The sequence below is a fragment of the Clostridioides sp. ZZV14-6387 genome (assembly GCF_020657835.1).
Classification (GTDB): domain Bacteria; phylum Bacillota; class Clostridia; order Peptostreptococcales; family Peptostreptococcaceae; genus Clostridioides; species Clostridioides difficile_A.
On the sequence record NZ_JAGWCW010000030.1, the window covers coordinates 22070 to 48649 of the forward strand.

Annotated in this window: 17 protein-coding genes and 1 riboswitch; of the genes, 4 read left to right on the plus strand and 13 right to left on the minus strand. The window is 28.7% G+C overall.

All coding sequences use genetic code 11. From position 1 onward, the window contains the following. The first annotated feature begins 189 nt into the window (after nucleotides 1–189). On the plus strand, nucleotides 190–2214 hold the full coding sequence (locus tag KGF38_RS16290; protein ID WP_074178534.1) for a sigma-54 interaction domain-containing protein: 2025 nt from the start codon (nucleotides 190–192) through the stop codon (nucleotides 2212–2214). Between the two features lie 151 nt (nucleotides 2215–2365). Here KGF38_RS16290 and KGF38_RS16295 read toward each other — a convergent pair whose 3' ends face one another. From KGF38_RS16295 to KGF38_RS16305, 3 genes are all read right to left on the minus strand, one after another. Then, complete coding sequence (locus KGF38_RS16295; RefSeq protein WP_074178535.1) at nucleotides 2366–3553, minus strand: DUF3798 domain-containing protein; 1188 nt, start codon at nucleotides 3551–3553, stop codon at nucleotides 2366–2368. A 202-nt stretch (nucleotides 3554–3755) separates the two neighbouring features. After that, entirely contained in the window at nucleotides 3756–5027 is a 1272-nt protein-coding gene (gene brnQ, locus KGF38_RS16300) for a branched-chain amino acid transport system II carrier protein (protein ID WP_054271293.1), read from the minus strand. 140 nt (nucleotides 5028–5167) lie between these two features. Further along, complete coding sequence (locus KGF38_RS16305) at nucleotides 5168–5821, minus strand: pentapeptide repeat-containing protein (RefSeq protein WP_054271266.1); 654 nt, start codon at nucleotides 5819–5821, stop codon at nucleotides 5168–5170. Between the two features lie 328 nt (nucleotides 5822–6149). After that, a riboswitch (purine riboswitch) is annotated at nucleotides 6150–6251 on the plus strand. Between the two features lie 72 nt (nucleotides 6252–6323). On the opposite strand from KGF38_RS16305, the gene KGF38_RS16310 reads away from it, so the two are divergent. Continuing rightward, nucleotides 6324–7667, plus strand: coding sequence for an NCS2 family permease (locus tag KGF38_RS16310; RefSeq protein ID WP_054277311.1), 1344 nt, complete (start codon nucleotides 6324–6326; stop codon nucleotides 7665–7667). A 156-nt stretch (nucleotides 7668–7823) separates the two neighbouring features. Beyond that, entirely contained in the window at nucleotides 7824–9188 is a 1365-nt protein-coding gene (locus tag KGF38_RS16315; protein WP_054271268.1) for an amidohydrolase, read from the plus strand. A gap of 139 nt (nucleotides 9189–9327) precedes the next feature. On the opposite strand, the gene KGF38_RS16320 is transcribed toward KGF38_RS16315, so the two are convergent. The 7 genes from KGF38_RS16320 to KGF38_RS16350 form a co-directional block, all read right to left on the minus strand. After that, a complete protein-coding gene (locus tag KGF38_RS16320) occupies nucleotides 9328–12672 on the minus strand; it encodes a diguanylate cyclase domain-containing protein (RefSeq protein WP_074178537.1) in 3345 nt (1114 codons plus the stop codon). Between the two features lie 236 nt (nucleotides 12673–12908). After that, nucleotides 12909–14774, minus strand: coding sequence for an HIRAN domain-containing protein (locus KGF38_RS16325; RefSeq protein ID WP_074178538.1), 1866 nt, complete (start codon nucleotides 14772–14774; stop codon nucleotides 12909–12911). Nucleotides 14775–14988: 214 nt separating this feature from the next. After that, nucleotides 14989–15771 carry a shikimate kinase gene (locus tag KGF38_RS16330; protein ID WP_054277315.1) on the minus strand — a complete coding sequence of 261 codons (783 nt, stop codon included), beginning with the start codon at nucleotides 15769–15771 and terminating at the stop codon, nucleotides 14989–14991. Nucleotides 15772–15834: 63 nt separating this feature from the next. Further along, a complete protein-coding gene (locus tag KGF38_RS16335; protein WP_074178539.1) occupies nucleotides 15835–17052 on the minus strand; it encodes an MFS transporter in 1218 nt (405 codons plus the stop codon). A gap of 139 nt (nucleotides 17053–17191) precedes the next feature. Next, nucleotides 17192–18055 (minus strand): shikimate dehydrogenase, encoded by an 864-nt coding sequence (aroE, locus tag KGF38_RS16340; protein WP_074178540.1) that lies wholly within the window; start codon nucleotides 18053–18055, stop codon nucleotides 17192–17194. 81 nt (nucleotides 18056–18136) lie between these two features. Then, nucleotides 18137–20059 (minus strand): FAD-dependent oxidoreductase, encoded by a 1923-nt coding sequence (locus KGF38_RS16345; protein ID WP_074178541.1) that lies wholly within the window; start codon nucleotides 20057–20059, stop codon nucleotides 18137–18139. Between the two features lie 76 nt (nucleotides 20060–20135). Then, nucleotides 20136–20984 (minus strand): sugar phosphate isomerase/epimerase family protein, encoded by an 849-nt coding sequence (locus KGF38_RS16350; protein ID WP_074178542.1) that lies wholly within the window; start codon nucleotides 20982–20984, stop codon nucleotides 20136–20138. A 412-nt stretch (nucleotides 20985–21396) separates the two neighbouring features. Between KGF38_RS16350 and KGF38_RS16355 the strand changes: the two genes are divergently transcribed. Further along, nucleotides 21397–22278: a LysR family transcriptional regulator gene (locus KGF38_RS16355; RefSeq protein ID WP_021385590.1), complete on the plus strand. Its 882-nt coding sequence runs from the start codon at nucleotides 21397–21399 to the stop codon at nucleotides 22276–22278. Nucleotides 22279–22486: 208 nt separating this feature from the next. On the opposite strand, the gene KGF38_RS16360 is transcribed toward KGF38_RS16355, so the two are convergent. The 3 genes from KGF38_RS16360 to galE all read right to left on the minus strand — a co-directional run bounded on the left by KGF38_RS16360 (nucleotide 22487) and on the right by galE (nucleotide 26564). Beyond that, nucleotides 22487–23296, minus strand: a complete 810-nt coding sequence (locus KGF38_RS16360) for a DUF3800 domain-containing protein (protein ID WP_255646260.1) — start codon at nucleotides 23294–23296, stop codon at nucleotides 22487–22489. A 210-nt stretch (nucleotides 23297–23506) separates the two neighbouring features. After that, nucleotides 23507–25441 (minus strand): cell wall-binding repeat-containing protein, encoded by a 1935-nt coding sequence (locus KGF38_RS16365; RefSeq protein ID WP_074178544.1) that lies wholly within the window; start codon nucleotides 25439–25441, stop codon nucleotides 23507–23509. 109 nt (nucleotides 25442–25550) lie between these two features. Beyond that, nucleotides 25551–26564, minus strand: a complete 1014-nt coding sequence (gene galE / locus KGF38_RS16370; RefSeq protein WP_054271277.1) for a UDP-glucose 4-epimerase GalE — start codon at nucleotides 26562–26564, stop codon at nucleotides 25551–25553. Between the last annotated feature and the right edge of the window lie 16 nt (nucleotides 26565–26580).

Consider the following 26580-nt stretch of genomic DNA (forward strand, 5'->3'; position numbering starts at 1 on the left):
CTTCTTAATATAAAAATATGCCTTAGTTATTTATCAAAAAATATTTATAAATAGGTTTTTATAGGATAAAAACCTATAAAAACCTTTTTTAAATCGAATTTCTAAATTTATCATATTATTTGATGTATAATATAACTTACCTTGTACTTAAAAAAATAAAATAAATATTACTTTGTTAGGAGAAATAGCATGGATAAAAAGAAATTAATCCTTATAACATACGATAAATTGAATAGTAATCATTACAAAGAAGAGTTAATAAACTTTTTTGGAGATGAGATAATCATAGAAACACAAAATATACTCGATGGCATAAAAGAAAATTTAGAAGGAGATGTTGTACTTTCTTTATCACCTTTAACTAGTAATTTTTTAATAAAACATTTTAAAGAAGATATTGAAATTATTCATGGAACAAAAGCACTTTCAAAGCTTGGTTATGAAAAAATGATGCAACTACCTCCTGGTACAAAATCATTACTTATGACCACTAATAAAACATCAGCGTTTGAAATGGCTACCTACCTATATAAAATCGGGATAAATCATATAGATTTTGTACCAACCTATCCAGATTGTGATGAAATATATGATTTGGATACAGCTATAACACCAGGGCAAATTAGATTTATACCAAAATACATAAAAAACATAGTTGACTTAGGATGGAGAAAAATTTCATTAGATACATATATGTCATTACTAGTGGTATTAAAATTAAAAAATGAAAAATTTATAGAAAAATTATATAAATTATCTAAGGAAACACTCAGTCATGACTTTTTAAATACATCATTGGATAATATATCTAAGCTAAAAACAATACTTTACATGACTATTGATGAAATAGGAGATGGTTTAATATTTTTTAATACCTTCAATAAAGTTACTTTTGTAAATAAATCTTTACTTAGTATGCTTGAACTAGATGAAAAACTCATAAAATCTCCATCTTTAATGGATTATCTACCAAAGAGTTTTTTACATAAAATTACGAAAAATTTAAATATAGACAATATGATTATATACATCGATGAAATAGATAAAAAATTCATACTTTCTAAAAAACCATTTTATCTTTATAAAAATATAGAAGGTTGTTTAATTACATTAAAAGATGTAAATAACATCGAGATATTAGAACAAAAAATAAGAAGTGATTCTGTTAAAAGAGGTTATGTAGCTAAATATAAATTTAATAATATTATTGGAAATAGCTCTGTTATAAAAGATTGTATTGAAAAAGCAAAAAAAATGGCTCTTACAGATAATCCTATATTAATAACAGGTGAGACAGGTACAGGTAAAGAGGCCTTCATTCAATCAATACACAATCATTCAAATAGAAAAAATAAACCTTTTGTAGCTATAAATTGTGCTTCATTACCAAGTGAACTACTTGAAAGTGAACTATTTGGATATGAAGATGGTTCTTTTACTGGTGCTAAAAAAGGTGGAAAAAAAGGATTATTTGAATTAGCTCATACTGGAACTATATTTTTAGATGAAATAGGAGATATGCCACACAACTTACAAGTTAAACTTCTGAGAGTTTTACAAGAAAAAGAAATTAGAAAAATTGGTGGTACAAGCATCATTCCAATTGATGTAAGAATATTAGCTGCCACAAATAAAGACTTAGAAAAATTAATTATAGAAAATAAATTTAGGATGGACTTATTTTATAGAATAAGTATGTTTACTTTAGACTTACCTCCTCTTAGAAATAGATTAGAAGATATTCCACTTCTTTTAGAGTCATTTTTAAAAGAGCTTCCCTATAAAAATGTTAAACTGGATAAATATCTTTTAGAGACTCTAAATTCCTACACTTGGATGGGTAATATTAGAGAATTGAGAAACTGTATTGAATATATGGCTTACATGGGTTCTAATTATCTTACAATAAATGATTTACCTCAAAATATATCTTCAAAATTAAATAATCATCCTGTATCAAATAATGTCTCTATATTTCATGATTTAAGTCAATATGACAAAAACATATGTATTTCTATTTTAAAGTCATTATATATAAAACCTATGGGTAGAACAAAACTAATGAAATTTATGGAATATAATGTCACAGAATATGAAGTAAGAAGTATGCTAGAATATTTAACACTCAATGGATACTTATTTTCTGGCAAAGGAAGAAAAGGTTCCACTTTAACTGAGAAAGGCACAAAAATAATAGAAAATAATATAATTTAAATCTATAGTAATTCATATTTACTTTATCATGTTTTATATAATCCTAAGATTTTATTTTTATATAAAGTTTTATATAAAATAATAAAACTTATTTATTATCAGAAAAAGCTATGAAATTAGTATTTTATTACTAATAACATAGCTTTTAATATTAATAGATTAATTGATTTAAGACTACTAATTGATAATTATAAAGTACCTCTGTTAAAGGTGTAAATTCTGAACCAATACCAAATTTTAATTCTACAAATCCCTCTAAATAATCTTGAGCACTTACATCTTCTTGTGTTAAGTCTCCCTTTACCATTTCAGTAGCAAGATGGATTGCTAATGCTGGTATAAAAGCATCCATTGGCATAGGATATCCTCCAAGCCTATTTGACATACCAGCAGCCTTAGCTTTTTCACTTATCATATCATTTATTTTATTATAATTTTGAGCATCTTTTTTAGATATCTTTAGTCCCATAACCTCAGGATATGTTTGTGTTGGTGATGGATTACTTTGTTCTGCAACTATATACTTTAACTCTAAAGCCTTAGTTAATATAACTTCGTCCATAATCTCATTTACACCAAACACATTTATATCTTTTCCATATTTTTTAAGTTGTTTTTCAATGTCTTCATTTAAAAACTGCTTAACCTTATTTTTATCTTCTTCATTATTCATATTTGGTGTATCCACTTGTACAAATTGTAGTCCTATATTTTTACAAGTCTCTTTAATCTTCTCTAGCCTTTTGGCTATATTAGCATCTTTTAAATCATCTTTAGAAGCATAATGAATAAAAGCCTTTGCTCCCATTTCTTTTGAATGTTCTGCTAATAACTTTCCTCTTTCCTCTATATTAGCCCCTAAATTCACATCAACATACTGGCTTAATTGATTCTTGTCATCTCCCATAGGTGCAGAAATAGTTATTATTTCTGAACGCTTTTCCTTTACCTTTTGTAAAGCTGGTAAAAGACCCGCTTGATTTGTAGATACTACAATTGCCTGAATTTCTTTATCATCAGCCAATTTTACTATTTGATTTATAGCGTTATCTATATTAGAAGTAAAGTTTTCTGGTAATACAACATGCTTTATAGTTTGCTTAACTTTAGCTTTACCATCTTTGTCTTTATCAATTTTATTCTCTTCTTCATACTCTTTTGCCAAGCTTTCTACTATATTATACTGTACTTTGTTCTCAGATAATGGTTGAGTTACTACTGCAACTTTAAAGTCATCTATAATTTCCTTTTTATCTTGCTTGCCTGCAATCAAACTACAGCCTGTAAGTCCAATAATTAAACATATGGATAGCATAAATGCTGTTATTTTTCTAAGCATTAGTTAAAACCTCCTAAATTTGTACTTTCTTATCACTATTACTAATTTTATCATACTTCAAAGAAAAATTATATTATAAAAAATTATATACACATTATTGTACTTCAATCTAAAAAGTACTATGGGTAGATTAGGTTTTGATTAAACCTACCCATAGTACTAAAAAAATTATATATTATAAAATTAAATTAATTACAAATTATTATGCTACTTGTTTGTTGCTTTTTATGAAGTTACCAACTATTCCACCCAATATAGCTGGTATTACCCAGTTAAAGCCCAAACCTGCAAGTGGTAAGCTTTGTATAAATGGAACAGCTCCTGTCATTCCATTTACAGCAGATAATACACTAACCACTAATGTAACGTATGCTGCACCTTTAAATGCATTATCATTTTTTATATTTTTACCAGCCAACTCCATGATAACTATTACTAATAAAACAGGATATATAGTTTGTAGGATTGGAACTGATATAGCTATTATAGAGTCAACACCTAAATTTGATATAAGCATACTAGCCACACATATGCCTATAACTAGTTGTTTGTAAGTTGCCTTACTTATTCCTTCAAAATAAGTTGATATTGATGCTGTTAAACCTGTAGAAGTAGTAAGACAGGCAAGTGCTACAATTATACCTAAAATTATCTTTCCTACCTGACCATACAATAGTATACTAGTTATTTCAACTAATAAAGATGCCTGAGGTACACTAGTATCATATATTGTTGAAACTGTTGCACCTAAATAAGTAAGACCACCATATACTAATGCTAAAAATACACAAGCTACAAAACCAGCTTTAATAGTCATTCCAATTTGGTCCTTATCTGATGTATATCCTTTACCCACTATAGACATTAACATTATAGTTGCCATAGAAGCTGCACCTAGAGCATCCATTGTCTGGTAACCTTGTGATATACCTTCACCAAATAGATTTCTATCTATCATATGTTCTGGACTCATAGGTCCTGCTGGTGAAATTATACCTTTTACTATTAAAACAAATAATACTAATAATAACGCTGGAGTTAAATACTTACCTATTATGTCTATAACCTTAGAAGACCTAATTGTAAATGCTAAAGTTAATCCAAAGAAAATCACTGAAAATATCGCTTTAGCTGCTGGTCCATGGTCTCCAAATATAGGTATAATACCCATCTCATATGTTGTTGCACAAGTTCTTGGTATAACAAGAAGTGCTAAACATGCTAGAGCTGCTACACTCATTACTCTTGCTAATCCTTTACCAGCTCTCCTAAGTACATCATCCATGCTTCCCTTACATCTTGCTGTTGCTATAATAACAAGCATTGCTATACCAGCATCTGCAACAACAAAGCCAATAAGAGGAATTAACCAGTCTTTGCCGGATTCCATTCCTAAAAATGGAGGGAACATAAGATTTCCTGCGCCAAAGAACATAGAAAATAAAGCAAAACCAACCACAAAAATATCTCTCATCTGCTTACTCACACCAAACTACCCCCTTTGAAAATATTTTGAATATTAAGATAATCTTACTTTATTTTCAGAAAAATGTCAATCTGGTAAAAATTCACACATTGTTAACGTTTTCCCAATTTATTTTATGAATATTTTTTTCATTTTATTATAATTCCCATCAATTTTGTTAAATCAATTGCTTGTGATACATCAAAAATAGCTCCTCTAATATCGTTTATTCCAACCTCAATTCCTTCAATATTATTAGTAGTAAAATCTACACCAGAAAGTTTACTTCCATTAAAATTGGCTTTTTTAAGATTTGTATACTCGAATACCAGATTATCACTTTTTACTTCTTGAAATACAGAATTCTCAAAATTTGAATCCAAAATAGAAACCACCTTAAATTTAGAGAATGAAAAGTTAGAATACTTACCTAAAACATCTTTGAACAGAACGTTTTTAAGTATACAATCATCAAATCTAACTCCTATCAATTTGCTATCTTTAAATTCAACTCTATATATACTTCCCTCATCAAAAAATGTATTTGATAAATTACAGTTTTCAAATACTACATCCAGCAAATCAATCTTTTTTAGATTACAATTCTCAAAAGATACATTTCTAAATATACAAGACTCAAAACTAACTCTTATAGCATCTAAATCACTTATAATTTCATTTTCTATAATTTTATTAAATATTTTTTCATCGTTAAGTATATCATCAAGCATATTTTCAAGATTTTCAATAGATTCTAATTCCTCTGTAAATTTAGGCTTTTGTACTTTAATAACTTTAGTCATTTTCCCCTCCACTATAAATTATATTCTTTTTATCACCATTTTATTTAATATATTAACTTAATATATATATTTGATATATTAAAAAGTTTTTACGAAATATTCTTGTATTCAGTACATTTATAATTATATCACAAACTTATCTATAATAAACTTCCATTAATAGTATAAGGCATATGAACATGGCTCCTATTATATCCATACATATTTTATTATTAAAAAGAATAATTTCTAATAATAAATAACCTTAATTTTTTATAAAATCGACAAAAAAACGAATAATTTTATTAAATTTATTGTAAATAATACAATATTACGATATAATACAACAGAAAAACAAATAGAAAATGTTCATATAATATTAGTAATATGGTCTAATAGTTTCTACAAACTCACCTTAAATGAGTTTTCTATGAATAGAATGTCAACTTTGAATATATATTCTATTCTATCTATATGAATATATATTTTTTTGTTTATATCTTAAAGTTTTTTGGAGGTAAAAATGGTACCAAATACTAACAATGTACAACCAGATGGAAATAATTCATCATTGAGCTTTTTAGACAAAATGTTTAAATTTAGCGAACGTGGCTCTAACCTTAAAACAGAAGTGATAGGTGGAGTTACTACATTCTTAACAATGGCATATATAGTTTTTGTAAATCCAGCAATATTATCTGAAGCTGGTATGGATAAAGCCGCACTTATAACTGTTACTATATTAGCTACAGCCATTGGTACACTAATATTTGCACTTTTAGGAAATGCGCCATTCGCTCTAGCACCTGGTATGGGATTAAATGCATTTTTCACATACTCTTTGGTTATAGGAGCAGGAATCCCGTGGCAAACAGGTCTTGGAGTAGTCTTTTTATCTGGCTGTGTATTCTTTACACTCGCAGTAACGGGTCTTCGAAAGACCATTGCAGACGCTATTCCTAGAGAATTAGCAGTAGCTTCTTCAGCAGGTATAGGTCTTTTCCTTGCTTTTGTTGGTTTAAAAAACATGGGTGTTATAATAGCAAACCCAGATACTATAGTTTCACTTGCCGATTTTACACCAACAGTTTTAATAGCTCTTTTTGCTCTTATATTAATGGCAATATTAGAATATAAGAAGGTTAAAGGTGGGATATTAATAAGTATAGTTGTTGCAACAATAATATCTATTATATTTGGATTTGTAGAATTACCAACAGCAATAATTTCAAAACCACCTAGTATAGCACCAATTGCTTTTAAATTAGATATTATAGGAGCATTGAAATTCTCATTAATTGGACCTATATTCTCTTTCATGTTTATAGATATGTTTGATTCATTAGCATTTCTTATTACTTGTTGTAAACAAATGGGTCTTGAAGATGAGAATGGTGAAATAAAAGATTTAGGAAAAATGTTATATGCAGATGTTTCTTCTACTTTAATAGGTTCATTCTTAGGAACTAGTACAGTTACAACATTTGGAGAATCTGCTTCTGGTATAGCAGCAGGTGCAAGAACTGGACTTGCTTCTGTAGTAACAGCAGCTTTATTCTTAGCCACACTTATATTTACACCATTACTTGGTATAGTTCCTACTTACGCCGCAGCACCTGCACTTGTTATGGTTGGTGTGTTCATGTTCGAAAGTATAAAGCAAATTGATTTTGCTGATAGCAAAATAGCAGTACCTGCTTTTGTTACAGTTTTATTGATGCCTCTAACTTATAGTATAAGTATTGGTTTATGCTTTGGATTTATTTCATACATAATAATGCATGTTGTAGCTAAAGAAACTAATAAAATCAGTATTACACTTTGGGTTATAGGTTTACTTGCAGTTGTAAATTTAGTTCTAAGTTAATATTTTAAAATATATAAAATAAAATCTTATTTATTTTTAATTTATGAATAGCAAAATCAATTTTACATATAAAAGTGATTTTGCTATTAACTTTGTATAGAAAATTTATTATCATAATATGTGGATACAAAAATATATAAAAAAGGAAGGATACTTATGTCACAATTACTTATAAAAAATGCATATCTAATTACTATGAATGCGGATAGAGAAGTATACGAGAATGGAAGTATACTTATTGAAAACAACATTATAAAAAATGTTGGCAAATTTGATAGCAATATTGCTGATAAAGATGCTGAGATATACGATGCTAAAGGAAAAATATTAATGCCAGGATTAGTAAATACACACGTTCATTTATCTCAACAATTAGAACGTGGTCTTGCAGACGATGTTGTACTTTTAACTTGGCTTAGAGAAAGAATCTGGCCATTTGAAAGTAGCTTTAATTATGAAGATTCATTAATCTCATCCACTGCATGTTGTATTGAGTTGATAAAATCTGGTGTTACTACATTTTTGGAATCTGGTGGTCAATATGTAGATGCTATGGTTGAAGCTGTTGACAAAACTGGACTTAGAGCATGTTTAGCTAAATCAGTTATGGATACAGGAGATGGACTTCCTGAAGCATGGCAAAAAACTACTGATGAAGAAATCAATACTCAATTAGACCTATTCCATAAATTTAATAATACATCTAATGAGAGAATCAAAATATGGTTTGCATTAAGAACTATTTTTAATACAACAGACGAATTACTTATTAAGACTAAACAACTAGCTGACAAGTATGATACAGGTATACATATGCATATTGCTGAAATAGCTGATGAGATTTCATTTGTAAAACAGAAGAATGGAGTTGGAACAGTTGAGTATCTTGATAAATTAGGTATATTAGGTCCAAATCTTTTAGCTGCTCACACAGTTTGGCTTACTCATAAAGAAATTGATTTATTTAGATTACACGATGTAAAAGTTTCTCATAATCCAGCTGCAGCTATGAAAGTAGTTCTAGGATTTGCATCAATTCCTGAAATGTTAGAAAAAGGAATACCAGTTTCAATTGGTACTGATGGAGCACCTTCAAATAATAGAATGGACCTTATGAGGGATATGTACTTAACTTCATTAATACATAAAGGTAGAACTTTAAATCCAACAGTCATTCCTGCTGAAGAAGTATTAGAAATGGCTACTATAAATGGAGCAAAATGTGCTCTATTGGAAAAAGAAATTGGTAGCCTTGAAGTAGGAAAAAAAGCAGATATGATTATTCTAAATCCAGATACAATTCATTCTTTACCAATGCATAATCCAATTGGAAATATAGTTTATTCTATGACTAGCGAAAATGTAGATTCTACAATTTGTGATGGTAAATGGCTAATGAAAGAAAGAAATGTATTGGTTGTAAATGAGTCTGAATTGTTAAATAAGGTTAAAGAACAAGCTTCTAAAATAAAAGAAAAAGCAGAAGTTAAAATTCCTTCTAAATTTAAAATTATAAAATAATACAAATTTCAATTGTTTTGTAAATATGAATATATAACTTTGATTATACATCATATATACAAAACAATTGTTTTTTATCTGCTTCAAAAATAATTTAGCTATATATTTTTCTTACATAGCAACAAGAAAAGATTATATATTAAACCTTATATTCATTGACTTTATACTTAGTTATATCATTACAACACATTAGACAAGCACCTTTTTCTTCATTCCATTCTATATATGAAGCATTTGCACTACTCCAGACATTAAGATTATCATTATACATATCAATTGTACAGGACCTTTTTTCTTCATTAAGTCCATTCATTGGACAAATATCACATGGCTCATCTCTCCCCCAAAATGCCTTGTAACACAATTGATTTATCTTTGCATTTGGGGCAATACTCAATGTCTTTTGATTTATGAATAATAGTTCATAAGTATTTTTATTTATTACATAAGTCCATGAATTCAAATTGTCCATAATTACCTTTGTAGTCTCATAAGATTTTATTAATTTATCTTGTTTATGTTTGTTAATCAAAAATACACTTAATATTTCTGATATAAAGGTCAAGGATTCTATTTCATCCTTTGTCCAAAATCTATTTCCATTACAGTCATCAAACCCTACATATCCACTGAATTCTCCTTCATCTAAGATTGCACACTGCAACATAGAAACAATCCCTTGTGCTTCCAATATTTCATATAATCCACCATTAAGTGTAGATATATCTTTACAATAAAAAATTCCTCTCTCATTAAAATATTGCTTATAATCTCCAATTAGACTATATGACACTTCTTTGAGATTCTCTATTTCTGGTTCAATACCATCATTACACCATTCAAATGTATTGCTACAATAAGTATTGTCATCCGAATTTTCAAACACATATGCACGACTTACATTATATGACCTACCAACCAGCTCCAAGATAAAATTTACTGCAGTATCAACATCTTTGGATTCATATAAAATTCTAAATATATACTCAGAAAGATTTTGTTTAGATGTAGATTTTGTTTTATATGCCTCATCAATATCTTCTTCTCCACCTAATACAGAAGTAAAGTTTTTAGTTCTTATTATTTCACTATCCATAGTTTGACTATTACTTTCACATATCCAATAGCAATCCTTACCTTTGTCTTTTGCTACATATAATGAATTGTCTGCACTTCTAAAAAGTTCATTAAAATTTTTACCATGCTGAGGATAAATAGCAATCCCTATACTTCCAGAAATTTTATAATCTTTATTTTTACCCGTAAATGAACGTCTAAATAAACTCATTAATTCATCTGCTTTTTGCTTTAGTATTTCTTCTGAATTCAAGTTTTTTAGAAGAATTAAAAATTCATCTCCTCCTATACGTCCGATAATATCACTGTCTCTAAAAATATTTACAAATTTAGATGCTATATCATTTAAAACTGCATCTCCAAATAAATGCCCTAGATTATCATTAATCCCCTTGAAGTCATCAATGTCTATTATAAACAATGCACTACGACATTCCTTACCTTCATTTTCTAAATAAGTTCTAACTAAATCTTCTGTTGTAATTTTATTATATAATCCTGTAAGTAAATCTCTCTGTGCTTTATTTTTAAATTCATCGTTTTTCCTTTTTTCTTTATCTATATCTGCAACAACACCTATAACACGTGTACATTGATTATACTTATCAATAATACTAGATAATCTAACTTTACACCAAATATATTCATTTTTTCCTTTTCTAAACCTAAGTTCTGTTTCATTATATGAATTGTCACCATCCATAGCTCTAGTAAAAAGTTCTATACACTTTTCTATATCATCTTTGTATATCATTTCCTTTTCTAGCATATTCTCAATTAGATTATTTCTTACTGGTTTGTATCCAAATTTCTTTTCCCATTTGTCAGAAATATTTACTGTATCTGTATTTAAGTTCCACTCAAATACAATGTTATTCTCTTGGTCCATAACAATTCTATAGCACTCTTCACTTACATCTAATCGTTCTTGTGCCGACTTACTTGATGTAATATCAATCACAACACAATATACCCACGAATGTTCATGCTTATCTTTTACTATTTGTCCTTTATCTAATAACCAGCGTATCTCTCCATCTGAATGAACTACTCTATACTCAACTTCAAGTATATTACCACTTTTTAGTTGCCTTTCTAATTTATCTTTCACTATTTCACGGTCATCTTCATATATTACATTTAACAACTTGTTTTCAAAAAATAATTCAAGCTCTTCTTTTGTATATCCTAATAGGTTTTGATATCCTTCATTAACAAAATTAAATCTGTAGTTTCCATCACAACTGTATTTATATACTCCTCCAGGAATATTTGCAGTAAGCACCTTTAAATCATCATTTATTCTTTTTAGTTCTTCAGAATTATTGACCATAGTATCAATCAGACTATTGAAAGCAGTAGTAATTTTAGCATACTCGTTATTTGTATCAAGATTAAATCTTATACTCATATCCCCATCTTTTATTTTTTCTATCCCCTCAAGTAATTTACCCATAGGATTTAAAAAGTGTTTTTTTACATATACAGAAATTATACATATAAAAAATATAATTAAAATCATAAAAAGTAATACAGCAATTATTGCCTTGTCAATTGGCTTCATTATCTCTGATGCCTCTACAGTACTTAATATAAACCATCCATCTGATACCTCAGAATAATATCCAATATTTTTGATATGGTCTTCAGAGTAACTTATAAATCCATCTGGATTATTTTTAAAATTTTTAGAATCCCATTCTTTAAAAAAATTTTCATCATCTATTATATTTTCATATTTATATTTACCATCATTAGCCACTACATTTCCTATAGAGTCGATTACAATCATTTTACCAGTATTAAAAGAAGGTATATCATTTATTATATTTTTAATATAGTCTGTATCTACAATAAAGGATACAAAACCTTGATATTCATTATTAATCCAAATGGGATACCCTATTACAAAGTTTCTTTTACTTATATAAAAACTCTTCTTATTATTTATGTTAGAAATCTTTAAACTATCTTGTGGCAAACCTTTAAATTCTGAACCTGACATTAGTGCTTTTTTATTAATAATATTTTCATCACTGGATGCTACTACTACATCATTTTTATTAATAAGTGACATTCTAAGCAAAAATTTTTCTTTATTATTAATATCTTTTAGTATACTATTTATATTTTCTTGTTTTACTCCATCAACTATAATTTTCTTATTTTCATTGGATAAATACTCTTGAATTTCAGCAATTTGAGAAGTCGTTTTTAATGTAATCCCTTTTTGACTAAAAAAACTCTTTAAACGTTTTGATTGTATTATTGTAGCTGTTTTAATGTTATTTTTCATCAATTCATTAGAATTTTTAGTAAACTTGTGTATACAAATTCCAGCAATAATTATTGATGGAATTATTGAAACCAATATAAGAATAATAAATATTTTTTTTTGTATCTTCATAAGTTCTCCCCCTATTTTTAATAAACAATATAAATATAAAATTCTTTAAATATTTACTATTCATTTATTTTACTTATAAAACTTATGTATTTATTCCCCCAGATTAAAACCATATTTACAGATTGCAAATTAAAATTATTTATATATTCATTGTATTTTAAATTTTTCTATATTTCAACTAGATAATATCAAATGTTACTGTTTATAATATAATTCTTAAGCAATATATAAGATTATTAGTTTATAACTTTTACTTTTCTCTTATCTAATACCATTTTCAGAGAATTTTCAACTGTTTCAATTACATCCTTATAACTTAAATACACATTTGCATAGATATAATCTTCATATAAATTGTATTCAGTTACTCTACAATACAATAACTTGCCTCCATCTATTAAGTTACTTAAAATATAATTATCTTTTCTTGGAACATAGCCTATTACATACCCAGTTTCCCCAACTATTTTAATAGCATTTTCATCATACAAATTATCTTTCTCTCTATTTAGATAATATATCTTACTCTTTTCTAATTCTTTTTCAAGACATTCTCTATTTCTAAACCTTGAACCAGCAACGGCTACTGAAGTTAAGTATATATCCTTGCCATGTTCATCCACTTTTATTTTTTCAATATTTACAAATTCTTTCTTCAAATTATTGCTTTCATATAATAATCTTCTAAGTTCATCCTTCAGCCTTATATTTCTTTCTTTTTCGTAAGCTTCCTTAACTATTTTCAACTCTTCAAGAGATAATTTTTCTCTGTATCTTTTTAAAATATTTATAGATTCTTTTCTTACTTCATTTATATTTCCAAATATACCTTTTAAAGATATATTTTTCCCTTGTGGATATAGTGAATTACTACCTTTAATTACAATAAAAAATAACATATCATCATAATATTCTTGTGTTAATCTATCTTTTTCTATATCTTCCATTTTCCCAGTTAAATCATCTAGGTTAAATTTCTTTTCAAAAAAGTTTAATAATTTTAATTTAGAACTCGTCTCTCCTTTTTTAGATATATACCAATATACTTCAAAATCTCTAATATCTCTATCCAAATACGGCAACAAATCATCAAAGGATAGATTTACAGCATAAATTTCTGACATTTTTATCATATCTTCTGTTTTTCCATTTGCATTTTTTAATGCTTCAAAATATATGTCCTTCCACTTTTTACTAAGTAAGACAGCATTCATTTCTTTCTCGAATTCGACTTTATCACATTCTATATTTTCATCTTTCAAGACATTTATAGCTATTAAAAAAATTGAATATAAACTTTTAAAGGTAGTTCCATACGTCACTACAATTGGTAAAAATTGATTTACTAATATGACTTTATTTCCTATGTATTTAAACTCTACGCTTAATAGATAGTTACATATCAGATGTGCTAAGTTATTTATTTTTTCTCTATCTAAATCTCTTCTTTCAAGATATTCATATAAATCAATAATAGAAACAATATAATTAATCAATAATCGTTCATATTTTGTATCTTTGTAACCTTCCTCAATCAAATAGGAATTTATTTTAGAATCCAAAATCTCCATGTTAACAATAGCAAATACTTTTATTGAGCCTGTAGCTTTTTTAGATAAATTAAATAAATATGTATTGTAGAATTCTAGTTTCTTAATAGTATTACTCAAATAAAATACATATTCTCCAGATTTAGAGAATGTATCTACAACTTCTCTTATATTTTCCACTTCTAAATATTTCTCACTTAAAACTAATCCAAGTTTTACATACTCAGCCTTTTCACTTTTATATATTAATTCTTTAGTTAGCTTACATAACCATTTCTTATCAATCAGCATTTCTTTTACCAAAGTGTTTATCTTTTTTATAAAAATTTCAAAATAGCAAATTAGAGGTTTAAAATTATTATTCTCCAATAAATAGATTTCATTAGATTCACTTTTATACATACTTAAAATTCCATCTACTAGATTATTTGCAAGCTCTACTTGTTCTCTTAAAGGTATATTTTCATATATACATAAGTAATTCATTTCAAAGGATTCTTTGTATCCATCATAACCCTCAACTTCTTGCAATTGTTTAAAAATACTGCCCATTAAATTATCCTCCTTTACATGATGTAATTTATATTGATTATACTACTTATTTCAACAAGTTTACATTTCTACACAAAAAAATATTACTAGAATTTGAAATTCTAGTAATATTAGTAAGATTTATTATGTAAATACCTTATATTCTAGCAGTAAATAATACCCTTATTTGTTTAAATGCTAATTTTTTTAATATAAGACTATTATAATGTTAAATTTATCTATCAAATTCAGTTAACTTTACAATCATCTCTTCACAAATCTCTTTTATTGTCTTATTATCTGTATTGATAATAATATCTGCAGATGCCATATATTTTGATTCTCGTTTTTTCATTAGGTCAGATATAAATTCTACATTCATATTATTATTAAGTATCGGTCTTTCATCACTATGTTTAACACGTTGAAGAATAGTTTCTGGGCTTGCTGTCAATAAGACAACCCTTCCATTTTTTTTCATATATTCTACATTTTTATCTCGAAGTACAATCCCTCCCCCACAGGAAACAACAAGACCTTTCTTTTGTTGCAAATTTATTAGAGTTTGGCTTTCAAGATTTCTAAAATACTCCTCCCCTAGCTTCTCAAATATTTCAGAAATACTCATACCTTGTTGCTCTACTATATATAAATCGGTTTCTACTCTTTCCATCTCTAATAAATGACTCAAGTATGATGATATAGTGCTCTTACCTACACCCATAAATCCAACAAGCATTATATTATAAGAAAATAAATTTTTAGCCTGTATCCTCTTACTTGTTTTAACCATATATCTAAAAACATCTATAATTTCATTTTCAAATTTATTACCCTTTAATTTATTAATTAATGCCACTTCTTTTTTATTTTCATACTCTGATTGTAAAATAGGCAGACCGTTTTCTTTTTTAATATCTATAATATCCTTTATACATTCCATTCTTTTCTCAAGCAAATTTATAAACTCATCATCATATAAATCTATTTTTTCTCTTATCTTTTCTATATTTTCCATAGTGACACCTCAGCTTTCAAACTGGATAAAATTAAAAATCCTTACAATTATATTATACTAATATTAAACATCATAATCATACACTTTTTCTTTTCCATATCTCATATTTACAAATAAGGCAAGTAAAATTCCAACAAAAGTTATAGCCACATTAAATAATACAACATATTTTGGTCCATTTACTCCACCTGATTTTGTAATAATACCTGCTATGTTTAATATAACATAGTTTGCTATACTCGATGCAATCATAACTATAGACGTTATTTTTCCTTTATTAGTTGGAAACATTTCATTTGCTGTTGATGTGGTTAATTGAAGAACACCACCTGCTGCTGAATAACCAATTACAAATCCTCCTAGCATACAAATAGTTGGAGTTTGAACAAAATATACTATTAATAACATAAATAAGGCTATTATAGGATATATAACTAGTATTCTTATTGGCTTAATATATTTTTTAATAAGTACAGAAGTTATTAATACTGCACATATTACTCCCATTGAGTAGAAAGACTGAATTTTTGTAGGGTCAGCCATGCCATATAATTTTCCCAATTCCTGATTGCAATTTAACCATAGTACAAATGTTGATGTACATGTAAAACCAATGCAAACAAGAGCTATACTTGTTGGTGTAAATTTCATCTTTTCTGATTTAACTGTTTTTCCTTTATTATCAGTAACATTATTAGCTGGTGGAAATGGTAATATCGCTATCAAAATTGCATCTATAACAATAAGAATCGCTGTCACTATAAAAATAACTTTAAATGATATTGAATTTGCTGCGACAAATCCAATTATAAAAGGAAGTAAAAATTGTGCTAAAGCTATTGTAAATTTAGTAAACATATTAGCTATTGTTCCCAAACTAGCAAATATCTCCATACAAGAAGGAGTTACACAAGTATCTAAAAATGAATTTGCTGCTCCCCCAATTATTGCAAATACATATGCTACATAAAAATTTGGTGAAAATACAATTCCAACAAAGAAAATTGCATGTAGAAAATTTCCTATAAGTCCACTTACTTTTCTTCCATACTTATCTGAAATAGGCCCTGCAAATGGATATGATATAAGTCTACCCAATCCTAATGCGGCAATAACAGCTAAAACAATACTTACATCTAATGTACCATCTGATAATGTTTTAGCCCCCCACATTGATGAAAATTCTGGTTTATATTGTCCTAAAATTGAAATTCCGATACCAAGTAAAAAATATGAAAAATACAATGCTATGGCAGTAGGATAATACTTTTTATTGTTCATAGTTCTTCTCCTATTCTTGTTAATTTATTAACATTTTTGTGTACAATAAACTCATCACCATAATGGGTTTAAAGTATAGTCAAACCTTTAAACCTGACTAGACTATGATATATAACCCACTATGACAATTTGTAAATTACTATTTAAAACACAATTCCTTAATCTCTTCTACAGGCATTTCTAATCCAGTGTATAGATTAAAGGCTTCTGCTCCTTGATATAATAACATTCCTAATCCGCCAATAGCTTTACATCCATTAGCTTCTGCATCTTCAATCATTTTTGTTTTCTTTGGATTATAAACAACATCTGTTACTACCAATTCTTTTCTTAAAACACTAACATCTTTTATATTAGTTTCATTATCATAAGGTTTCATACCAATAAGAGTTGCATTTGTCAATATATCACTTGATTCTATCTCTTCATAAAGCTTTTCTATATCATCTAAGTCATATAGGTTAACAACACATTCTTGTACTTCTTTTTTTATATTCTCAACTGTTTTTTCTGCTCTTTTATAAAAATCATCCTTAGCATTGAAAATAGATATTTCTCTTGCACCATCTAATGCACATTGTACCTGTATAGCAGTTGCTGCACCACCAGCACCCATAATTGTAATCTTTTTATCTTTAACTTCTACTCCATTTTCTTTTAAATTACGAACATAACCTACCCCATCTGTTATATGACCAACTAACTTTCCATCTTCATTTACAATTGTATTACATGCTCCAATTATACGAGCTGCTGGAGAAAGTTCGTCCATATATTCTGTAACAGCAGATTTACATGGCATAGTTACATTAGCACCCTTTATATTAAAAGTTTTTATTGCCGAAAGTGCATCTTTTACCTTATCTACTGTAATATCAAAAGCTAAATATCTATAATCTAAATCTAATTTTTCAAAACTATAGTTATACATCACTGGTGATTTAGAATGACCAACTGGTGTACCTATTAATGCAAACAATCCTGTTCTACCTGAAATTTCCATAACTATCTTTTCCTCCCAATATTATCATTTTCTTTGCAAATAATCTATTCAACTATTTGCAAAGAAAAATTTATTTATTATTTATATATTTAATGCTACCTCAAATGCTTCTTTTGTTGCATCTAATGCTCTACGTGCTTTTACTGCATCTCCAACAACATGAGTTTCTTTTACAAATTGTTTTACAACCTCGCTTAATGGGTCATAATTACGAGAACCCATAGCAAGTACTACTGAGTCAAATCCTTTTAAATCATGTTCTGTACTATCTGCAAGTAAATAATCAACACCATCATCATAGAATTTAGCGACTTTTGCTCCAGTAACAGTATGTATATTATAATTTTCAAAATCATTCATAAGGAACTTGCGGTGCTCTGAAATTACATCTGCACCAACTTCTTCTCTAAGCTCAATGACAGTAACCTCATGCTCTTGTTCTCCAAGGAAAGCTGCTACTTCGCAACCAACCATTCCACCACCGACAACAAGTACTTTTTTCCCACAAGTTTTCTTACCATCAAGAAGATCTACAGCATGTATTAATCCTGAGTCATTAATTCCTGGTATAGGAAGTACAAGTGGAGTTGCTCCAGTAGCTATAATAACTGCATCAGGTGATTTTTCTTTTATAAGTTCTACTGTAACTTCTGTGTTAGTACATATTTTTACACCATATTGATTACATTTTGAAATGTAACTTCTAACTAAATTAGTGATATCTCCCTTACCTGGAGGATATGCAGCTAAACGCATTTGACCACCAAGCATTTCAGATTTTTCAACCAAAGTTACATTATGTCCTCTTTTAGCACATATCCATGCTGCAAGCATACCTCCAACGCCTCCACCAACAACAAGTACTTCTTTACTAATCTCAGCTGGTTTAAGTTCTGCTTCATGACCTAATATAGGATTTGCAAGACAGGCTATAGGTTTCCCTTGGAACATATTTGGTACACATCCTTGCAAGCATGCTATACATGGTATCATTTCATCTAGCTTTCCATTTTTAGCCTTATTAGGCATTCCTGGGTCAGCTAAACTTTGTCTACCAAATGCTACTAAATCACATCTACCTTGTCTAACCATTAATTCAGCAAATTGTGGTTCTGTATAACGTCCAACTGTTATTACAGGTATACTAACAGCTTTTTTTATTTCTGTGACTAATTCTGCACTGAATCCAGCATGTAAAACTGTAGGAGCCCACATATATTCATCATGTATATGTATACTACGAGATACATGAAGTCCATCTACTCCACAATCTTCTAGATATGCTGCTATTACTGAACTGTCATGTACATCAATTCCACCTAAGATATCATCTGTACTATTTATACGGCATAATATTGCTAGAGAATCTCCTACCTTTTTACGTATATTTTCAATAATAAGACGAGCTAATCTCATTCTATTTTCAAAACATCCCCCAAACTCATCTACACGCTTATTTGTTCTTGGTGATATAAAGCTACTAACTAAATATCCATGAGCGCAGTGAACCTCAACAGCATCTGCACCAGCTTTTTGTGCACGTAATGCAGCATTTCCATAAGATTCTATAAGTTCATATATTTCTTCAGTCGTTATTGCTAATGGTGTGTTACGACCATTCGATGCAGGTATTGCAGATGCAGCTTTTAATGGATGACCTGCTATTTTTTCATTTCCCTCAGAACCAGCATGTTGTAATTGTATAGATACCTTTGAACCTGCATTATGGCAAGCCTCTATTACATTTTTAAAACTATCTATTGTACTATCATCATATAAGCAAGGTTTACGAGGACCTCCTTTTGCTTTTTTGTCTACAACACTGGATTCTATTGTTATCAATCCAAAACCACCTAAAGCACGTTCAAGATAATAAGCCTTAGAGATTTCACTTAAAGTCCCATCTGTATTTGCAAAATTATTTCCCATCGGAGGAACTACAAAACGATTTGGAACTGTCATCGAACCAATTTTTATAGGTGTAAACATAGAACTAATCTTCATAAGGTTTTCCTTCCTTTCAAGTTTCAATTTAAAATTTTCATATTATAATACTTGTATATTTTTCTATTGTATAGATTTATTTTGGAGATACTTCAGGCCATGCTTTATCTAAAACGTTCTTAGTTGCATTAAACACAGTTTCAGCAGCAGTTGATAATCCTTTAGATATTAAAGAATCAGATATTACTTCTACCCCTATAACTCTTGGTGATATATTGTGTTCTTTTATTATTTTCACAAATTCTTCTGTGTTTCCATATCCCTCACCTGGAGCCAAACGGTCATGTAGTGATTCATCTCTAAGTTTTTCATAAGGAGTTTCTAAAACATCACATACTTGAATTGATACTATCTTGTCTGCTGGAACAGGTGCAAGGTCTTTTGCTGTCTGTTTTGCTCTAGCCCAGTGCCAAGTATCTAATATAAGCATTGCATTTTCACGATTACATCCCTTAACAACACGCCATGCAGTAGCTAAGTCTGGTACACCACTATATGGCATAAACTCAAGACCTATAATAAGCTCTCCTGCTCTATCACATAATTCTCCTAGTGCTTTTATAATTTGTTCTTCTGGTATCATTTCTAATAAACCACAATTTATATGTTTAACATTAAATAAACGAGCCATATGATAAACATTTTGTTCTTTTTCTCTTTGAGCCTCTGTTCTATCTTCTTCTGTTCCCCATTGAGTTATATATTCTACTTCTGTAACCTTCATATTATATTCATCAAGAATCGCAAGCATTTCTTCATCTGTAACGCCAGCGTGTTTTGCATCTACATAATTTTCAGCTCGTAATCCAATACCATCAAAACCAGCTTCTTTCGCAATACGTACTCTATCACGGAATGAAACTTCTGTACCTAATGTATAAGAACTAATTGTAATTGGAATATTAAGATTTTTTTGATTATTCATGAGTTAAATTTGCCCCCTTTATTTTCTTTAAAAACAATAGTATTTTTGATTTTATATTTTTAATTATCCTACTAGTAGTATTATTTAACTTTAAAAACAAAAGTGTTTTTTGATTTATCTTTATCTAGATTTTATAAATTTATTGTACCATGAGACTTTATTAATAACAAATTGATAATTTCCTATCAATTCATAGATTTTGTTTATAGATTTTATTTACAGGATAATTATTTTACTTTTCTAGCGCATGATATAAATATCTTTATCATATATTTCAGACAAAAAACGATAAATTTCTTTAAAAGCTTTTATTCTTACTACATAATCATATATAATAAAAATGTGAAAATATCTTAAAGGTCAACTTCTCCAAATATATAAATAAAAATACTCAGGAAAGGATGAACAAAAATTGAATTTATACCACCTACGCTATTTTGTTACACTGGCACATTTAGAACATTATACAAAAGCAGCAGAAAATTTATCTATAACACAACCAAGCTTAAGTCATGCTATATCTTTGCTAGAAAGTGAACTTGGAGTGGCTCTATTTGAAAAGGAAGGTAGAAATATAGTCCTTACTAAATATGGAAAAATATTTTTAAAAGATGTGGAAAAATCATTAGAAATTTTAGATTCAAGTGTAAAATCATTAAAAATAACTGGTACTGGTGAAGGGCAAATCGACTTAGCCTTCCTTAGAACACTTGGTACTGACTTTATCCCTGATATAGTACATAAGTTTTTAAAATCTAATCCTGATAAATCAATAGATTTTAAATTCCATACTGGTGTAACTACAGACATTATTCAAGGTCTTAAAGAAAGAAAATATGATATTGCATTTTGTTCTAAACTTGAAAAAGAAAAGGGAATTGAATTTATACCTGTTGCTAAACAAGATTTAGTATTAATTGTACCATATAGCCACCCATTAGCTGCAAAGGATACTATAGACTTAAAAGAAACCATACCTTATCCTCAAATAGTATTTAATCAGAGAAGTGGGCTTAGATATATAATTGATGATATGTTTAAAAAAATAAATCAACAACCTAACATAGTCTATGAAGTGGAAGAAGACCAAGTCATTGCTGGATTAGTTGCAAAAAATTTTGGAATTGCAGTAGTCCCAAATATGAATATGCTCAGCTTTACAAAAGTGAAAGTAATTCAGATTGTTCACCCAAGTTGGGAAAGAAATTTCTATTTAGCAGTTATAAAAGATAGATATTTACCTCCTGCAATTAAAAACTTTAAAAATTTTGTCATTAAAAACGCTCAACTATAATTTATTGATAAAGGGGTTATTTTCAAATATCCTCTTTTATTATTTTTATAAAATAAAAAAATCTATACTTTTAAAAGTATAGATTCCTAACTGACAGTCGGCATCCGAGTCTCAGTAATTATCGTTATACAACAGCAACTGAGTTCCAGTTCCTGAATAACTAAGTTATTTACATTATAACAGACTTTGTAATACTTGTCAATACTGTCTATCTCATTTTTTCAAGCCATGGTCCAACAGGCTCTATAATAGGAACCTCTTTGAATCCCCAATTTCTTATGTCATTCACACTAGTCGGAGTATATATCTTATTTCTTACAGATTTAAATATTTTATTTTTTTCTCCATATTGCATACACTTTGGATTAGCTTCTATTAATCCTCTTCTTGCTCTACTAAGAGGATTACATAAAATATCTGCTATCTCCAAACCTTCTCTATAATCTACATCTTCCTTTTTAGCAATTATAAACCCTTTAACCTTATCTCTTAATTCTTCATCTATGTCTAAATATATTGTTCCATTATTAAAAACATCGAAAAATGCCTTTTGTACTTTTAAATTTGATACATCATCCCTTGATTCGATAACTATTCTTGCAGATTCCACAGTTTCATTATTTACAAACGAATAAAAGTTCTGAAGTACATGTATAAAAGCCACTACATAAGGTTCTTTTGAAGGCGCATAATATTTTTTTAATCTAGCTTTATCTACTGTTACTGATATTATAGTACAATCTAATCTAGATAGAAATAAGGGCAACTCATCATAAAAAAACTTAATCTGTGAATCATCAAACTTCTCAAAAGCTCTTGATTTTCTCGATATATCCGTCAAATGTATTCCTATATTACTAGTCCCAAAGCACTGTTCTTTAAATACATCCATTTCCTTCCTTAAGGAACAGACATAATCTCCTTGACTCACTGCATATTTATATTCAAAAATTACTCCTGTTAATGTAAATGGGTCTTCATGATTTATATCTGCCCTTCCACTTTCATCGATAAACATTATATATTTTTTCTTTGTAATCTTACTCACCCTCTTAACATATGATGATAGCATCTATATCCATTTTATATGAGTTTTAAAAATATTCCAAGATTTTTATATAACTTAAATTTAAATTTAAACTAAAAAATTGAGATGTAAAAACAATCAACGCTTTTGGCGATTGGATTTCACATCTCAATTATAGTTATTTCTCAATGTATAGTTCTATTATTTTCCAATAATATCCATTAATTTATCCATTACTATATAAGATACTCCTCCTCCAATTTGATAAGGAGTTTCAACTTTTTTATTTGCAAATACTCTTTGTTGTTCTGATGATAATCCTGAATTATCCATTAAAACTATCGGTGAATGTAGTTTTACAGCTAATGGTCCAGCTGATAAAGCATCAACTAAAGTATCTGATTTACTAACTAATATAGCCTGTAAATCAACATCTCCATAAAATTTCTCTATTACTTTCGCATTAGTATCTACTCTGCTATTTCCATATATTCTATTTCCTGAAACATCTTCAGTAGTTATCTCGTTCATTTTTGCTATTGTTGAATCATTAATTGCACTTGGTCCACCTATAAAGTATGCATTTTCTAATTTTCTTTCTGTTAGCCATGCATAAGATTCTTCAGTTATTCCATCTTTTTTAACTAATATTATAGGTTGCTTTTCTTCTCCAGCTTTAGAAGCTATAGATAGCGCGTCTGCTTCTCCACTTCCAGAAACCATATAAGCTGTTTTTATTTCTTCCCTACTTCCAAGTTCTGTAGCTATTTTTGTAGCAGTCTGGTATCTATCTTGACCTGCTATTCTCTTTGTTTCTGTATTAAAAGTAGTTTTTATTTCTTGTTCTAATTTAGAGCTTATTGCATTTTCTCCACCTATCAATATTACTGTTTTAGGTGCTAATAACTTCATTTGTTCAATAGTCTCAGATGGTAATTTATCTGTATTAGTAAGAAGTATTGTTGAGTTATAACTACTTGCCAAAGGAGTAGCTGTTATACCATCAGCTATTGCATTACCATTTACTAATACAACAGTATCTGAACTCTCAGCATTCCAATTTCCAACTGAACTTATCTTCTTAGCTGTATCAAATCTATTTGCTCCTATAACTGTGTCCCATGTAGGATTTATAGTTCCATCTTCATTGAAAGTATAATCTTTTCCATCTATTTTTTGAGTGCCAGTTAGCATTTTACCATCTTTATCTAAATAGTAAGATTTTCCTTCTATTTGTTGCCATCCGGTCTGCATTACTCCTGTTTTGTCAAAGTAATATTTGTTACCATCTATTTCTTGCCATCCTATAACTGCTAATCCATCAGCATCTAGGTAGTATTTCTTTCCATCTTTTTCTTGCCATCCTGTTTGCATTACTCCATCTGCATTAAAGTAATAAGTCTTTCCATCAATTACTTTCCATCCAGATACTCTTACTCCATCAGTTCCCAAGTAATATTTTTTGTTGTTAATTGTTTTCCATCCTGTTTGCATTACTCCTGAAGCATCAAAATAATACATTTTTCCATTTATTTTTAACCAACTATTTTTTTGGTATGTTCCATCAGATTTTACATAATACTTCTTACCATTCTCTGTTTTCCATCCTGTTTGGTTTAAATTTATCTTATATTTTGCTGCTATTTTTATATAACTATCATTACTATAATCTATAATTACATCTGAACCCACTGGAACTTGGTCAAATAACCATCTAACTTCTTTATTATGCATTCTTATACATCCACCAGAAATATGCTTTCCTATAGAACTCTCATCATTATTTCCATGTATTCCATATGTATCTCCATAAGTTCCTTTTAACGCTAGTCCCATCCATCTATCTCCTAATGGATTTCTTGGACTTCCTCCAGGTATATTACCTTTATAATATGGTCTATTTTTTATCTTATTAACTACTTTTGTCTTCCCTGTTGGTGTCTCTGAACCTTTTTTCCCTGTTGCAATTTTAAACTCTTTTACAAGTTTACTATTTACAAAGTATCCTAGAGTATTTTTTCTTGAGTTTACTATAATTACATGCTTACTAGCTGCACTTGATTCTGGTACACCACATGCAAATACTAAAACTAAAGTCAGTGCTAGTACTAAATACTTTTTTAGACTTTTTTTCACTATAACTTCCCCCTCTTTTAGAAACATTACTACATGTGTCTAATTATAACATAAAATTACCAATCCCTTATATTTACAAATTTGTTACATTTATACATTTAATAATATTCTATTCCTCATATCCATTTGGATTCATGCTTTGCCATCTCCACGAATCTTGACACATTTCTTCAAGTTCATATTTAGCTTTCCATCCAAGCTCTTTTTCTGCCTTAGAAGAATCTGCATAACACATAGCTACATCTCCAGCTCTTCTTCCTACAATCTTGTATGGTATTTCTTTTCCACTTGCTTTAGAAAATGCTTTGACTAAATCGAGAACACTATAGCCCTTCCCAGTTCCTAAATTATAAACAACAAGACCTGGATTTTCTTCTAATTTTTGTAATGCTTTTACATGACCAGCAGCTAAGTCTAATACATGTATATAATCTCTAACCCCTGTCCCATCATGTGTTGGATAATCATTCCCATACACACTTAATTCTTTTAATTTACCTACTGCTATTTTTGTTATATAAGGCATTAAATTACTTGGAACTCCATTTGGCTCTTCACCTATTCTACCACTCTTATGAGCACCTACTGGATTAAAGTATCTTAGAAGTGCTATATCTAATGAATCGTCTGCCTTCGATATATCTACTAACATCTGCTCTATCATAAGCTTAGTTCTTCCATATGGATTAGTTACAGAAAGTGGGAAATCCTCTAATATAGGACAAGTATGTGGGTCTCCATATACAGTGGCTGAAGAACTAAATACAAATTTTTTAACATCATATTCTCTCATTAATTCAAATAGATTTAAAGTACTTATTAGATTATTGCTATAATATTCAATTGGTTTTTCTACTGATTCACCAACAGCCTTTAAAGCTGCAAAATGTATAATTGACTCAATATTATTTTCTTTAAATACAACATGCATTTCATTTTTATTTCTGATATCAATATTATAAAATTTTATTGGTTTTCCAGATAACTCTTTAATTCTATCAACGACTATTGAATTGCTATTGCTTAAGTTATCAACTATAACAACTTCATAACCTGATTCTAAAAGTTCTATTGCTGTGTGGCTTCCTATATACCCTGCTCCCCCAGCTACTAAAACTGCCATAGTAATTACCTCTTTT